This is a genomic window from Pseudarthrobacter sp. CC12 (assembly GCF_039907755.1).
In the GTDB taxonomy this organism is placed as follows: domain Bacteria; phylum Actinomycetota; class Actinomycetes; order Actinomycetales; family Micrococcaceae; genus Arthrobacter; species Arthrobacter niigatensis.
Genome location: NZ_JARDJH010000006.1, coordinates 75320 through 87625, shown reverse-complemented (window position 1 = coordinate 87625; position 12306 = coordinate 75320). Strand labels below are relative to the sequence as shown.

The following is a 12306-nucleotide window of genomic DNA, read 5'->3' as shown; positions in this document are numbered from 1 at the left end:
CAAGAGCAAACCCTTGCGTCCGCCGCGTAATATTCGTTCATGACGTCGACTAGAGCCGTGCATCATTCTCTTATTCGACGCGCTATGACTTCGGGCAGGGAGCGTAGTCTGAACCCATGGGCCACACGAACGATCCTGCAGTCATTGAACGGCTTATGCGAACCAAGGGCCGATGGGCCATTGTGGGCCTGACCACCAATGAGTGGCGCTCAGCCTATGATGTTTCGCTGTTGATCCGCGACCGGCTGGGCATGGACATCATCCCCGTCAACCTGCCAGGGGACCCGGTCCACGGCGAACCGGGGTACCGCACCTTGGCGGACATTCCGGCGGAAAAGCGGCCCATCGACGTCGTGGATTGCTTTGTGAATTCACAGAAGGTGGGCAGCGTGGTTGACCAGGCTATTGCTGTGGGTGCCAAGGCTGTGTGGCTGCAACTGGGTGTTATTGACGAAGCGGCGGCGGAGCGCGCCAAGGCGGCCGGCCTCGATGTGGTGATGAACGCCTGCCCCGCCCAGGTTGCCTGGAAATATGGGCTTTAGGGCTCCCCCGGCTGCTTCAGCAATTCCGGATAATGCCGTTCGGTGACGTCCGGGTGCGCGCGCATGCGCCCTTTAAGCATGTTCAGGCCGAAGGATGCCAGCAGCGGGTTGGCGGGATCGTCCGTGATGCCGCGGGCCGCCGCTTTCAGTTCAGGCGCCAGGGGAACGGGCTCGATGACAGCGTCCAGCCGTGGCGACCAGAAGAACGGCACCGAGTAGCGGTCCACGCCCGGCGGTGGGGCCTGGACACGGTGGATGGTGGCCGCCAGGTAACCCTCGGTGGCCACTTCCAGCATCTCACCCAGGTTCACCACCAGCGCACCCGGCAGGGGCTCCACCGGCAGCCATTCGCTGGTACCGGGCGGCAGGACCTCAAGGCCGCCTACGCCGTCCTGCAGCAGGAGCGTCACGAACCCGTAATCGGCGTGGGAGCCGACGCCCTGGGCGCCGGCTTCTTCCACGACACCACCCACGTAGTGCACCAGCTTGCCCATCCATGCCGGGGTGTCCCGGAAGGGTTCATCAAAGTAGTCCTCCGGCAACTGGAGCGAAACCGCGATGGCCCGCAGCAGTTCCATCCCTACCTCTGACATGAGGTCAGCCCATTCCATGGCGGCGGGCTTGAGTGGGGGGAACGCTTCGTCGGGCCAGAGGTTTGGCCCCTGCAGCAGCCAGTAGGGCTGGTCCTCCGGGAAGTCCGGCACCGGGTCGCGCTCGGGGGAGTAGTCGATCTGCTCCCGCGCGTCCGCCCGGCCCTGGGTCACTTCGGTGCCCATGCGGGTGTAGCCGCGGAAGTGCGGGGACAGGCGGTTGTCCAGCTTCATCCGCTCGGCAAGGGGAAGGTTGAAGAACTGCCGCACAAGGTCCAGCAACTCTTCAGCCTGGCCGGGTCGCCCGCCGTAGCCGGTGATTTGGAAGAAGCCCACGTCATGGGTGGCATGCCGCAGCTGCTCGATGAATTCCGGGCTGAAGGATCCGTAGGGCTGCCGTGCGGAACTCAGATCCAGAACAGGAATGGCTCCCTGGTCGCGTGACATCCTCGCAGACTAGCACCGTACCCGCCTGCTTTATAGGCTTCCTTCATGGACCCCAACGCGCTGCGGACAATCTGCCTTTCGTTTCCCGGCGCCTACGAGGATTTTCCGTTCGGACCGGAAACGTCGGTCTTCAAAGTGCGGTCCCGCATCGCCGGGGGCGCGCGCCACGAGGCGAAGCTGTTTGCCCTGTCATTCATGGACGAGGACGACTTCTACGTGAACCTGAAGTGCGAACCGGCCCTTGCCGTGCAGCTGCGGGCAGTGCATCCGGCGATTACCGGCGCGTGGCACATGAACAAGACCCACTGGAACGGTGTCCGCCTTGACGGATCGCTGCCGGACGGGATGGTCCGGGACATGGTGGAGGACTCGTACGACCTGGTGGTGGCAGGCTTGAGCCGGAAGCAGCAGGAGCAACTGGGGTGGGCACGCCTCGGGAAGGCAGGCAGCAGTGACTGACAAGGCAACTGCCCGGCTCGAATACCCGGGAGTGGGAAGCACCGAAGAAGGGAGCGCCCCCGAAGGATACGACCGTGTCCTGCAGGAGGTCCGCCTGGGCACCGGGCTGGATACCTACCGGCGCGTGGCGGACGGCATCCTCGCCTGGGAACTGCAACGGCGGGCGGGGCTCCGGGTCCGGGCCGACTCGCCCCGGGCCGTGCCGGGGGCACACGTGGTGAGCGGATTCGGCGTCGGGCCCTTCCGCCTGCCGGCACCCTGCCAGGTCGTGTGGGTCCATGATCCGGTGCCAGGCGGCATCCCGCAGTCCGCCGGTTTCGGCTATGGCACTTTGCCCGGCCACCCTGCCCGCGGGGAGGAATCCTTTGAAGTGGAGATCGACGGCCAGGCGGAGGTGTGGCTGCGGATCCAGGCCTTCAGCAGGCCCGCCAACTGGTTCTACGCCGCCGGCGGACTGGTGACCCGCGCGGCGCAGCGCTACGTTACTTCCCGGTACATTGAAGGGGCACGCAGTCTCGCCGCGGAAGGAAAATCCCAGTGATCTTTATTGTCGTCAAGTTCAAGGTCAAGCCCGAGTGGTCAGAGCGCTGGCCGGAGCTCGTGGCAGACTTCACCGAAGCCACCCGCAAGGAACCGGGCAATCTCTGGTTCGACTGGTCCCGCAGCCTGGACGACCCCAACGAATACGTCCTGGTGGAAGCTTTCCAGGATGACGCCGCCGGCGACCACGTGAACAGCGACCACTTCAAGAAAGCCATGGCGGACATGCCCCAGGCCCTCGTTGAGACGCCGAAGATCATCAGCCGGCAGCTCGACGGCGAAGGCTGGGACCTCATGGGCGAACTCACCATCGGCTAGGGACTGCCATGTGGATCGGCTGGACCGAGTTCGACATCCTCCTTGGCGACGTGCACAGCCTTAAGGAGAAACGTTCCGTGGTCCGGCCGCTCCTGGCCGAACTCAAGCGCCGGTTCGAGGTGTCCGTAGCGGAGGTGGGGGACCACAGCCACTACCGGCGCACCCGGCTTGGCGTTGGCCTGGTGGCAGCGGACCGGGCGCACATCGTAGAGGTGCTCGCCGCCGTCGAACGCTTCGTGGCCGGCCGCCCGGAGATCGAGCTGCTCAGTGCCCGCCAGCGCGAGCTCCACAGCGAGGACTGAACCGGTCCTTAAATGCGGACGGACACCCAAAGCCCTCTCTCTGGGCTCGAGTGTCCGTCCGCGTTCCGTGGGGCCTAGCCGAAGTACTTCGGCAGCGTCCCCTCGTGGGCTTCGCGGAGGGCGTCCAGGGACAGGCTCTCCACGCCATTGATGTCCAGGGTGCCGCTCGCCGCGTCCACCACACCAATGCGGGTGTGCGCGAAGCCGCGGGCGGTGCACATGTCCGTGAAGCGGATCTCCTCCGACCTCGGGACACCCACGATGGCGCGGCCCTGGGACTCGGAGAAGAGCGCCGTGAACAGGTCCACGCCGTCCCGGTCAACAACATCCTGAAGGGCAATCCGGGCACCCACGCCGTAGCGCAGCGAGGACTCCACCAGCGCAGCCGCCAGGCCGCCCTCGGAGAGGTCGTGCGCAGCGTCGATCATGCCGTCGCGGGAAGCGTTGATCAGGATCTCGCCCAGGGCGCGTTCTGCCTCGAGGTCCACCTTCGGCGGCTGGCCGCCCAAGTGGCCGCGCATGTTGGCCCATTCGGAACCGTCCAGCTCGGCGCCCGTGGTGCCCAGCAGGTAGATGGCCTGGCCGTCCTCGCGCCAGCCCGACGGCGTGCGCCGCGCGACGTCGTCGAGCTTACCCAGCACCGCCACCACGGGGGAGGGGTGGATGGGCGTGGTGCCCGTCTGGTTGTACAGCGAGACGTTGCCGCCGGTGACGGGGATGCCCAGCACCATGCAGGCGTCGGACAGGCCGCGGATGGCCTCGGCGAGCTGCCACATGACGTCCGGGTCCTCGGGGGAGCCGAAGTTCAGGCAGTCGCTGACGGCCATGGGGATGGCGCCCGCGGTGGCGACGTTGCGGTAGGCCTCGGCCAGTGCCAGCTGCGCGCCGTGGTACGGGTCCAGGTAGGTGTAGCGGCCGTTGGCATCGGTGGCCAGGGCAACGCCCAGGCCTGACTCCTCGTCAACGCGGACCACGCCGGCGTCGTCGGGGAACGCCATGGAGGTGTTGCCGCCGACGTAGCGGTCGTACTGGTTGGTGATCCAGGCCTTGGAGCACATGTTCGGTGACGCCACGAGCTCGGTGACGGCCGCAGCCAGCTCAGCAGGGGCGGCCGGACGGCCGGCGTCCTGCACCGAGCCAGTGAAGGTGTCCGCCTGCACGGCGTCCTGCCATTCGGGGCGGGCGAACGGGCGGTCGTAGACCGGGCCGTCGTGCGCCACGGTGCGGGGATCGACGTCGACAATCACGTCGCCTTCCCACGTGATGATCAGGCGGCCGGTGTCGGTCACCTCGCCCAGCCAGGAGTACTCCACGGCCCACTTGTCCATGACGGCCTCGAACGCTTCCACGTTCTCCGGCGTGACCACGGCCATCATGCGCTCCTGCGACTCGGACATCAGGATCTCGCCCGGGGTCAGCGTGGGGTCGCGGAGCAGGACGGAGGTCAGCTCAACCTGCATGCCGCCGTCGCCATTGGAGGCAAGCTCCGACGTGGCGCAGGAGATGCCTGCGGCGCCGAGGTCCTGGATGCCTTCCACCAGGGAGCCCTTGAAGAGCTCCAGGCAGCACTCGATGAGCACCTTCTCCGCGAAGGGATCGCCCACCTGGACGGCGGGGCGCTTGGAGGGCTTGGTGTCGTCGAAGGACTCGGAGGCCAGCACGGAGGCGCCGCCGATGCCGTCGCCGCCGGTGCGTGCACCGAACAAAACCACCTTGTTGCCCTTGCCGGAGGCGTTGGCCAGGCGGATATCCTCGTGGCGCATGACGCCGACAGCCAGGGCGTTGACCAGCGGGTTGCCCTGGTAGACGGAGTCGAAGACCATCTCGCCGCCGATGTTCGGCAGGCCCAGCGAATTGCCGTAGCCGCCGATGCCCGCCACGGCGCCGTGCATGACGCGGGCGGTGTCCGGATGGTCGATGGCGCCGAAGCGCAGCGGGTCCATGACGGCGACGGGACGGGCGCCCATGGAGATGATGTCTCGGACAATGCCGCCGATGCCGGTCGCGGCGCCCTGGTAGGGCTCAACGAACGACGGCGAGTTGTGCGATTCGATCTTGAAGGTCACGGCCCAGCCGTCCCCCAGGTTGGTCACGCCGGCGTTTTCGCCGATGCCCACCAGCATGTCCTTCTTCATTTCCTCGGTGACCTTCTGCCCGAACTGGCGCAGGTGGTTCTTGGAGGACTTGTAGGAGCAGTGCTCGCTCCACATGACGGAGTACATGGCCAGTTCGGCGCCGGTGGGGCGGCGGCCAAGGACCTTGACGATCTCGTCGAACTCCTTCTGCTTCAGGCCAAGTTCCGCCCAGGGCAGCTCGGTGTCCGGAGTCTTGGCAGCGTTCTCGACGGTGTCGATGTTGAACTTCTTGGTGGTTTCGGTGGTCACTTGTCGCCTCCCACAATCTTGTTCAGGACGGAGGTGAAGAAGCCGAGGCCGTCGGTGTCGGAACCGCCGATGCCATCGAGCGATTCGGGGCCGAAGCCCGGTTCCACGGCGTGCTCGGGGTGCGGCATGAGGCCCACCACGTTGCCTGCTGCGTTGGAGATACCGGCGATGTCGCGGCGGGAGCCGTTCGGGTTGAAGCCCACATAACGGAAGACGACGCGGCCCTCGGCCTCAAGGGCGTCCAGGGTTTTCTCGTCAGCGATGTACTGGCCGTCCTGGTTCTTCAGCGGGATGGTGATTTCCTGGCCGGCCTGGTAGTCCAGCGTCCACGCGGTGTTGGTGTTCTCCACGCGCAGCACCTGGTCGCGGCAGAGGAACTTCAGGTGGTCGTTCTTGATCATCGAGCCGGGCAGCAGGTGCGATTCGGTGAGGATCTGGAACCCGTTGCAGATGCCCAGGACGGGCAGCTTGGCGTCGGAGTTGGCGGCGTCGATGATCCTGGACATCAGCGGCGCGAAGCGGGCAATGGCGCCGGCGCGGAGGTAATCGCCGTAGGAGAAGCCGCCGGGAATCACGACGGCGTCCACGTCACCAAGTTCGGTGTCGCCGTGCCAGAGTTCGACGGCGGTGGCACCGGCGAGGCGCACGGCGCGGGCAGCGTCCCGGTCGTCAAGGGTGCCGGGGAAGGTGACGACGCCGATGCGGGCGCCGGCGAGGCGCGGTTCCGCCGCGACAGCGACAGCTTCGCCGATCAGGGGAAGTTCAGTCATCTCAGGCCTCGACGACCTCGACGTTGACGACGTCCTCGATCACGGGGTTGGACAGGAGGGTTTCGGCGGCGTCACGGGCCTGGGCCAGGATTTCCTCGGTCACCTCGCCGTCGACCGTCAGTTCGAAACGCTTGCCCTGGCGGACAGAGCTGAAGCTGGTGAAGCCCAGCCGGGGGAGAGCGCCAACGATTGCCTTCCCCTGGGGGTCCAGAATCTCGGGCTTGGGCATGACGTCAACAACGATCCGGGGCATCCGGCAACTCCTGTGCGTGAGCTTGGGTAAGGGCGCAGCGGAGTGGTGCCGTCTCACGCCGTACCGGTGTGTCGGGGGACATGGTGGACGGGCGCTCCGCGAGCTTGCCCTATCATTCTACCGGCACGGGCGCATCGCTCTGAATCCCCGCGGCCCCGGTGGGGGTGCCGCACAAAACGCTGGAACATTCGAGGCGTATGGAGGTCTGGTTCTGGAGTTGCCGCAGGGCCTTCACTAGGATTGCTGGATGGCTGAGAATTCGAAGTCCGTGTTGTTGCCAATGGTCGCTGCTGCCGTCTTCGCCGGCCTGGGCCGCATGGTGTTCCAGAAGGTCAAGGCTGACCGCCTGGCCCGCGAGACGCGGGTGGCGGGCCCGGTGGATGAGAAGACCAGGCAATGGATCAGTGACGTGGTGCGGACTCCGCGGCATTAGCCCGCAGGCATCCTCCCACTTTGTTGCAGGGCGTCCCTTCGGGGCGCCCTTTTGCGTGCCTGAGGTTACTGAGGCTTTACCCGCCGTATGACAGGCGAAAATTTTTCAAATGTGCTCTATGTCATATCGCGCTCTCAGTCTGTACCCTGTGAACAGTCTGGTCTCAGCTAATTACAAAACCTGTAATTCCCTCTGCAGTGCCAGTCATTCGGGGCGCCCACCACTCTGGGCGGCACATCGTGAAAGGGTTGCACGTGAAATCAACTGGAAAGAGCCCCTTGCGGGCTGGGGGACTCCGGAAGGCGGCCGCCCTGGCCGTCGGGTTGCCCCTGATCCTCAGCTCGCTGGCAGTGGGGCCCGCTTCGGCGGCGCCTGGCGTCCAGGGCGCCGGAAACGCTTCATCCGGCGCCAAGGACGGCCAGTTCAAGGACGGCAGGTACATCGTGGTACTCGCCGGTCCGGCTGCCGCGGCCTATGAAGGGGGAACTGACGGTCTGGGCGCTACCAAGCCGCAGCAGGGCAGGAAGCTCGACGCGGGCAGTCCCAACTACAAGGCCTACGACGCCCATCTGCGCAAGCAGCAGCGCGACGTTGCAGCTGCGCAGGGGGTCACTCCCGCCAAGCAGTACACCGCGGCCCTGAACGGGTTTACGGCGGAACTGACCGCGGCGCAGGCGGGAGCCCTGTCCAAGGACAAGCGCGTCCTGGTGGTTGCGCCCGACGTCGAGAACAAACCCGATTACACCACCACCGACTTCCTCAAGCTCACCGGTCCTGATGGGGCCTGGGCCAAGCAGTTCGGGGGCGAAGCCAACGCCGGCAAGGGCGTAGTGGTGGGCGTTATCGATTCGGGCTATGCCCCGGACAACCCCTTCCTTCAAGGGGAACCGGTGAAGGCCCTGCAGGGTGAGGCGCAGGTTGGCGTCCCCTACCGCACCGGCGACGGCAAAATTGCCATGCTCAAAGCGGACGGCACCACTTTCGAGGGTGAATGCCAGAAAGGACAGGGAACGGGGGCATCCTTCGACGGATCACTCTGCAATTCCAAGGTCATCGGGGCCCGGTACTTCGCGGATTCCTTCCTGCAGTACGTAACACCCGGCAACCGCGCCCCCGAAGAGCAGATCTCCCCCGTGGACGTGGGAAGCCACGGCACCCACACGGCCACCACTGCCGCCGGCAACGCCAATATCGAGCAGGTGATCGACGGGGCCAGCTTCGGCAAGAGCTCCGGCGTGGCGCCGGCCGCCAAGGTTTCGGTCTACAAGGTCTGCTGGGAGGACACCAACCCGGACACCGGCGGCTGCTACTCCTCCGCTTCGGTTGAGGCCGTGGACGCAGCCATCAAGGACGGCGTCGACGTCTTGAACTACTCCATTTCCGGAAACAACAACAGCACCACCGATCCCGTGGCGCTGGCCTTCCTGAACGCCGCCGCCGCCGGCATTTTTGTTTCTGCCTCGGCAGGAAATTCCGGTCCCACGGCCTCCACCGTCAACCACGCCTCGCCATGGCTGACCACGGTGGCCGCCGCAACCTTCCCCAGTGACCTGGTGGGCACGGTCAAGGTATCCGACGGATCGCTGTACCGCGGCGCATCCATCATGAAGTCCGAGCCGGCGGACAAGCCTGTGGTCCTGGCTGCTGCTGCCGCCGCGGCCGGTGCGGCCAACCCCAACCTCTGCGGCCCGGGCACCCTTGACGCCGCCAAGGTGGCCGGCAAGGTTGTGGTCTGCGACCGCGGCGTGGTGGACCGGACCGCCAAGAGCCAGGAAGTCCTGGACAAGGGCGGCGTGGGCATGATCCTGGTGAACCTCACCAGCAGCTCCGAGGACGCCGACAACCACGCTGTTCCCACCGTCCACGTCAACGCGCCCAAGAGCCTGGAGCTGAAGGCCAAGCTCGAAGCGAATCCGGCACTGACGGTAAGCCTGGTCAAGGGCGACCTGACCGGACTTCCCCCGGCGCCGGCGCCCCAGATCGCGGGCTTCTCGTCCCGCGGGCCCACCCTCGCGTCCGGCGGTGACCTGCTCAAGCCTGATATCTCGGCCCCGGGCGTGAACGTCCTTGCCGGCGTCTCCACGATCGGCAACCATGGCGACCAGTTCGGATTCATGTCCGGCACGTCCATGGCCGCGCCGCACATCGCCGGTTTCGGTGCCCTGGTGCTCGGCAAGCAGCCGAAATGGTCGCCCGCCATGGTGAAGTCCGCCATGATGACCACCGCCTATCCGCTGGTGAACGCCGACGGCACGCCCAATACCGATCCCTTCCAGGGCGGCGCCGGCCACATCGACTCCACCCGTGTCCTTGATCCCGGGCTGGTCTACGATTCAGGCATCCAGGACTGGCTCGGCTTCCTCAACGGACAGGGCGTGGAAACGGGAGCGCCGCAGGCGGGCACCATCGCTGCCCGCGACCTCAATGTTCCCTCGGTTGCCCTGGGCAGCCTGGTGGGTGAGGTCCAGGTCAAGCGCAAGCTGACCGCGCTGGTCCCGGGCATGTACCGCCCCGAAGTGAACATGCCGGGCTTCAACGTCAACGTCGAACCCAAGGCATTGAACTTCGCCAAGGCCGGGCAGACCCGTGAAGTGACCCTCACCATCCGGAACGTCAGCGGCCCAGTGGGCAAGTTCAGCACCGGCAGCCTCACCTGGAAGGGCCCCCGGACGGTGAGCTCACCGATCGCCATCCGGCCCGTTGACGCCCAGATCGCCCCGTCGTTCACCTTCAGCTCGCCCACGGGCACCGGCAGTGGATCGATGAACCTCGTATCCGGCTCGGACAGCCCCATCGCCGTCGGAGTAGAGGGGCTGGCACCCCTGAGCCAGACCGCCATCACCAAGTCCCCGGGAGCGTACGCAGCCACGAACGACGCGCACAACGCCCTGGTCCAGGTGAAGGTGCCGGCCGGCGCCACGTTTGCCCGGCTGGGCATCCAGGCGCAGTCGAACGACGTCGACTGGGACATGGTGGTCTACGCACCGAACGGATCCGGGGGCCTCACAGCCACCCAGGTGGCAACGGCATCGGCCAGTGAGTTCCTGGACCTCGAATCCCCGCGTCCCGGGACCTACTACGTGGTGGCGAACCTGTACGTCACCCCGGACAACGGGCCTGCCACTGCTGCGGTCCAGGCCGTCTCCTTTGCCGGTGACGCAGGCAACCTGACGGTCAATCCCAACCCCATCGTGGCGCCGAACGGGACCGCCACCTCGGCCACGCTCAATTGGACGGGACTTTCCGAAGGGTCGTACCTCTCCCGGCTGAGCCTGGGCAGCAACGGCATCAAGACCTGGGTCAACGTGCAGGTAGGTTCCGGCTCTGCCCCGGCTCCGGCCGGCGCTCCCCAGATGGGCATGGCCCAGGCTGTTCCCGCAGCCTGACCATCAACTAAGCATGGGGGGAGGGTCCCGGACGATACGTCCGGGACCCTTTTTCGCGCCGGGCCCCCGGAGGTCAGGCGCCGTTGCCACCCAGCAGGGGAGCCATGGCCTTCCACCGGGCGATCTCGCAGCCATCCGTCCGGGTGAAGACCGAATGGACCGCCCGGCCATGGAACGTGCCGGAAACGACGGCCACCTGTGGTCCCCCGTACTGCTGGGTGCACAGCCTGGGTGGCCCGGGCCGGGGAAAGAAGATGTCTTCCCCAAATTCCTCCACGGCCGCCAGCGCGGCCTCCGGTGCCGGCAGGGTGGTCCCGGGCGATGGAGTCCCGTCCTCCGCCACAAGCCGGAACACATACTCGGGAGCCTCCGGGGCCTCCCGGACGCTGATGGCCAGGTCGATCACTTCTGCACACCATCTGCGAGGGCACCAAGGTCCAGGGCAAGTCTCTCCCGCAGCGCGGTTGCCTCCGCGGCAAAATTGCGCTGGTGCTCAACGTAGGAAGCCTTGCCCTGTGGAGTTTCGATGGGAATGGCTGGGTAGCCCCACTCGGCGAGGTCGTATGGGGAAGCCTGCATGTCCATGGCCCGGATGCGCCAGGAGAGTTCGAAACAGTCCATGACCAGTTCGCTGGACAGTGCCGGCAACAGTTTGTACGCCCACTTGTAGAGGTCCATGTTGGCGTGCAGGCAGCCCGGCTGCTCCATGTGGCGCTGCGACTCCCGGCTGGGCGAAAACTCGTTGAGCGGAATGGCATCAGGGGTGTAGAACCGGAACGCGTCAAAGTGGGTGCACCGGATCCTGTTGTCCTCCACCACCTTGTCCGTACCCGCTGACCCAAGCCGCAGCTGCAGGTATTCGTGGCGGAGGTCGAACTTGTCCTGCCGGTAGACCATGGCCCATTCATGCAGGCCGAAGCAGCCGAACTGGGCAGGCCGGGCCGCCGTGCCCCGAAGGATCACCCCGGCGAATGCCACTGCTTCCTTGCGGTCCGCAAGGAAGGCGGCCCGGTCGAAGGTGGCGGCCGTACATCCCGCAGGCAGGCCCAGGAAACCAAGCTCGCCGTCGTCGAGCCTCCGGTAATGCTTCCAGCCCAGCCGCTCGGCTGCCTGGGCGCCGGTGAGGACCGCGCCGGCGCCCGGGTGCCAGCGCTTCAGCTGCCCCGGTTTCTGCGTGTAGTAGGTGAAAAGGAAATCCTCCACCGGGTGCTTTTGTCCTGCGGACCGGCGGGCCAGGTAAGGATCGGCGTAGCGGCTGACGCGCTGCAGGTGGGCTTCCCCCCGTGCCTGGGCGCTGTCCTCCGCCAGCAGGCTAAGAGGCTCCACCGGCGGCACCGAGCACATCCCGGGCAGCGTCCCATGCGCTGATCTCGCATCCGTTGGTCCGCGCAAATTTAGAATCCACGGCCACGCCGTCCACCATGCCCGTGACGGTAGCTGTTTGGGGGCCGCCGTACTGTTGGGTGCAGGGCCGCGACGTCCCTGCCGGGGCCGGAGCCAGGATGCCTGGGTTCGCTTTCAGCGCGGCGCAGGCGGCAGCGGCGTTGGGATGGCTGCTTTCGGCGGCGGGGGTGCCCGCGGAACAAACCAGGGTGTAGTCGACTTCGGGTGCGCCCGGGGACGGAACCACGGTGATGGCGAGCTCGGCATTTCCCTGTCCCGGGCCCTCGGCTGGCCGCGACGTGGCGGGGGCGGGCGCCGGTACCGAGGTTTCTGTGTCCGGAGAGGGGGCCGCAGTGCCGGCCGGGGAGCCTGCCGATGCGGTGGAGGGCGCTGTGGACGCGGATGTGCCATTGCCGGGAGTGCCGCTGCAGCCCGAGACCAGGCCGGCGGCAACGGCAAGGAATGCTGCGAGCATCCGGAACTTCCGCATCAGGCCACC

General features: G+C 66.5%; 14 protein-coding genes. 7 read left to right on the top strand and 7 right to left on the bottom strand.

Going from position 1 to position 12306, the window contains the following annotated elements:
• The first annotated feature begins 116 nt into the window (after positions 1 to 116).
• Positions 117 to 542 (top strand): CoA-binding protein, encoded by a 426-nt coding sequence (locus PV772_RS07080; RefSeq protein ID WP_141158297.1) that lies wholly within the window; start codon positions 117 to 119, stop codon positions 540 to 542.
• On the opposite strand, the gene PV772_RS07075 is transcribed toward PV772_RS07080, so the two are convergent.
• Positions 539 to 1579: a 2-oxoglutarate and iron-dependent oxygenase domain-containing protein gene (locus PV772_RS07075; RefSeq protein ID WP_347885744.1), complete on the bottom strand. Its 1041-nt coding sequence runs from the start codon at positions 1577 to 1579 to the stop codon at positions 539 to 541. The two genes, PV772_RS07080 and PV772_RS07075, sit on opposite strands and share 4 nt — an antisense overlap.
• A 45-nt stretch (positions 1580 to 1624) precedes the next feature.
• Between PV772_RS07075 and PV772_RS07070 the strand changes: the two genes are divergently transcribed.
• Genes PV772_RS07070 through PV772_RS07055 form a run of 4 tightly spaced genes read left to right on the top strand, consistent with a single transcriptional unit; the run spans position 1625 to position 3198 of the window.
• Complete coding sequence (locus PV772_RS07070; protein WP_347885743.1) at positions 1625 to 2038, top strand: MmcQ/YjbR family DNA-binding protein; 414 nt, start codon at positions 1625 to 1627, stop codon at positions 2036 to 2038.
• On the top strand, positions 2031 to 2579 hold the full coding sequence (locus PV772_RS07065; RefSeq protein ID WP_307360343.1) for a DUF1990 domain-containing protein: 549 nt from the start codon (positions 2031 to 2033) through the stop codon (positions 2577 to 2579). Before PV772_RS07070 ends, PV772_RS07065 begins: the two co-directional genes overlap by 8 nt.
• Positions 2576 to 2896 carry a putative quinol monooxygenase gene (locus PV772_RS07060; RefSeq protein ID WP_141158236.1) on the top strand — a complete coding sequence of 107 codons (321 nt, stop codon included), beginning with the start codon at positions 2576 to 2578 and terminating at the stop codon, positions 2894 to 2896. The genes PV772_RS07065 and PV772_RS07060 overlap by 4 nt, the downstream gene beginning before the upstream one ends.
• Before the next feature lie 8 nt (positions 2897 to 2904).
• Positions 2905 to 3198: a DUF503 domain-containing protein gene (locus PV772_RS07055; protein ID WP_307360347.1), complete on the top strand. Its 294-nt coding sequence runs from the start codon at positions 2905 to 2907 to the stop codon at positions 3196 to 3198.
• Between the two features lie 74 nt (positions 3199 to 3272).
• Here the strand turns inward: PV772_RS07055 and purL are convergent, their stop codons facing one another.
• Genes purL through purS form a run of 3 tightly spaced genes read right to left on the bottom strand, consistent with a single transcriptional unit; the run spans position 3273 to position 6605 of the window.
• Positions 3273 to 5582, bottom strand: a complete 2310-nt coding sequence (gene purL, locus PV772_RS07050; RefSeq protein WP_347885742.1) for a phosphoribosylformylglycinamidine synthase subunit PurL — start codon at positions 5580 to 5582, stop codon at positions 3273 to 3275.
• Entirely contained in the window at positions 5579 to 6352 is a 774-nt protein-coding gene (gene purQ / locus PV772_RS07045) for a phosphoribosylformylglycinamidine synthase subunit PurQ (protein WP_141158234.1), read from the bottom strand. Before purQ ends, purL begins: the two co-directional genes overlap by 4 nt.
• A 1-nt stretch (position 6353) precedes the next feature.
• Entirely contained in the window at positions 6354 to 6605 is a 252-nt protein-coding gene (gene purS / locus PV772_RS07040; RefSeq protein ID WP_015935902.1) for a phosphoribosylformylglycinamidine synthase subunit PurS, read from the bottom strand.
• Positions 6606 to 6852: 247 nt separating this feature from the next.
• Between purS and PV772_RS07035 the strand changes: the two genes are divergently transcribed.
• Both PV772_RS07035 and PV772_RS07030 read left to right on the top strand, forming a co-directional pair.
• Complete coding sequence (locus PV772_RS07035) at positions 6853 to 7038, top strand: hypothetical protein (RefSeq protein ID WP_141158233.1); 186 nt, start codon at positions 6853 to 6855, stop codon at positions 7036 to 7038.
• 254 nt (positions 7039 to 7292) lie between these two features.
• The gene (locus tag PV772_RS07030; protein WP_347885741.1) at positions 7293 to 10424 is read left to right on the top strand and encodes a S8 family serine peptidase; all 3132 of its coding nucleotides are present in this window, start codon (positions 7293 to 7295) and stop codon (positions 10422 to 10424) included.
• 73 nt (positions 10425 to 10497) lie between these two features.
• Here PV772_RS07030 and PV772_RS07025 read toward each other — a convergent pair whose 3' ends face one another.
• Genes PV772_RS07025 through PV772_RS07015 form a run of 3 tightly spaced genes read right to left on the bottom strand, consistent with a single transcriptional unit; the run spans position 10498 to position 12297 of the window.
• The gene (locus tag PV772_RS07025; protein WP_141158232.1) at positions 10498 to 10830 is read right to left on the bottom strand and encodes a serine protease inhibitor; all 333 of its coding nucleotides are present in this window, start codon (positions 10828 to 10830) and stop codon (positions 10498 to 10500) included.
• Positions 10827 to 11759, bottom strand: a complete 933-nt coding sequence (locus PV772_RS07020) for a 3-methyladenine DNA glycosylase (RefSeq protein ID WP_347885801.1) — start codon at positions 11757 to 11759, stop codon at positions 10827 to 10829. The genes PV772_RS07025 and PV772_RS07020 overlap by 4 nt, the downstream gene beginning before the upstream one ends.
• Positions 11737 to 12297 (bottom strand): SSI family serine proteinase inhibitor, encoded by a 561-nt coding sequence (locus tag PV772_RS07015; protein ID WP_347885740.1) that lies wholly within the window; start codon positions 12295 to 12297, stop codon positions 11737 to 11739. Before PV772_RS07015 ends, PV772_RS07020 begins: the two co-directional genes overlap by 23 nt.
• Between the last annotated feature and the right edge of the window lie 9 nt (positions 12298 to 12306).

Excerpts from the sequence above, each read along its gene's own strand:
- PV772_RS07055 (WP_307360347.1), top strand. The coding sequence starts at position 2,905 with ATGTGGATCGGCTGGACCGAGTTCGACATCCTCCTTGGCGACGTGCAC.
- PV772_RS07080 (WP_141158297.1), top strand. The coding sequence starts at position 117 with ATGGGCCACACGAACGATCCTGCAGTCATTGAACGGCTTATGCGAACC.
- PV772_RS07015 (WP_347885740.1), bottom strand. The coding sequence starts at position 12,297 with ATGCGGAAGTTCCGGATGCTCGCAGCATTCCTTGCCGTTGCCGCCGGC.
- PV772_RS07070 (WP_347885743.1), top strand. The coding sequence starts at position 1,625 with ATGGACCCCAACGCGCTGCGGACAATCTGCCTTTCGTTTCCCGGCGCC.
- purS (WP_015935902.1), bottom strand. The coding sequence starts at position 6,605 with ATGCCCCGGATCGTTGTTGACGTCATGCCCAAGCCCGAGATTCTGGAC.
- PV772_RS07075 (WP_347885744.1), bottom strand. The coding sequence starts at position 1,579 with ATGTCACGCGACCAGGGAGCCATTCCTGTTCTGGATCTGAGTTCCGCA.
- PV772_RS07035 (WP_141158233.1), top strand. The coding sequence starts at position 6,853 with ATGGCTGAGAATTCGAAGTCCGTGTTGTTGCCAATGGTCGCTGCTGCC.
- purQ (WP_141158234.1), bottom strand. The coding sequence starts at position 6,352 with ATGACTGAACTTCCCCTGATCGGCGAAGCTGTCGCTGTCGCGGCGGAA.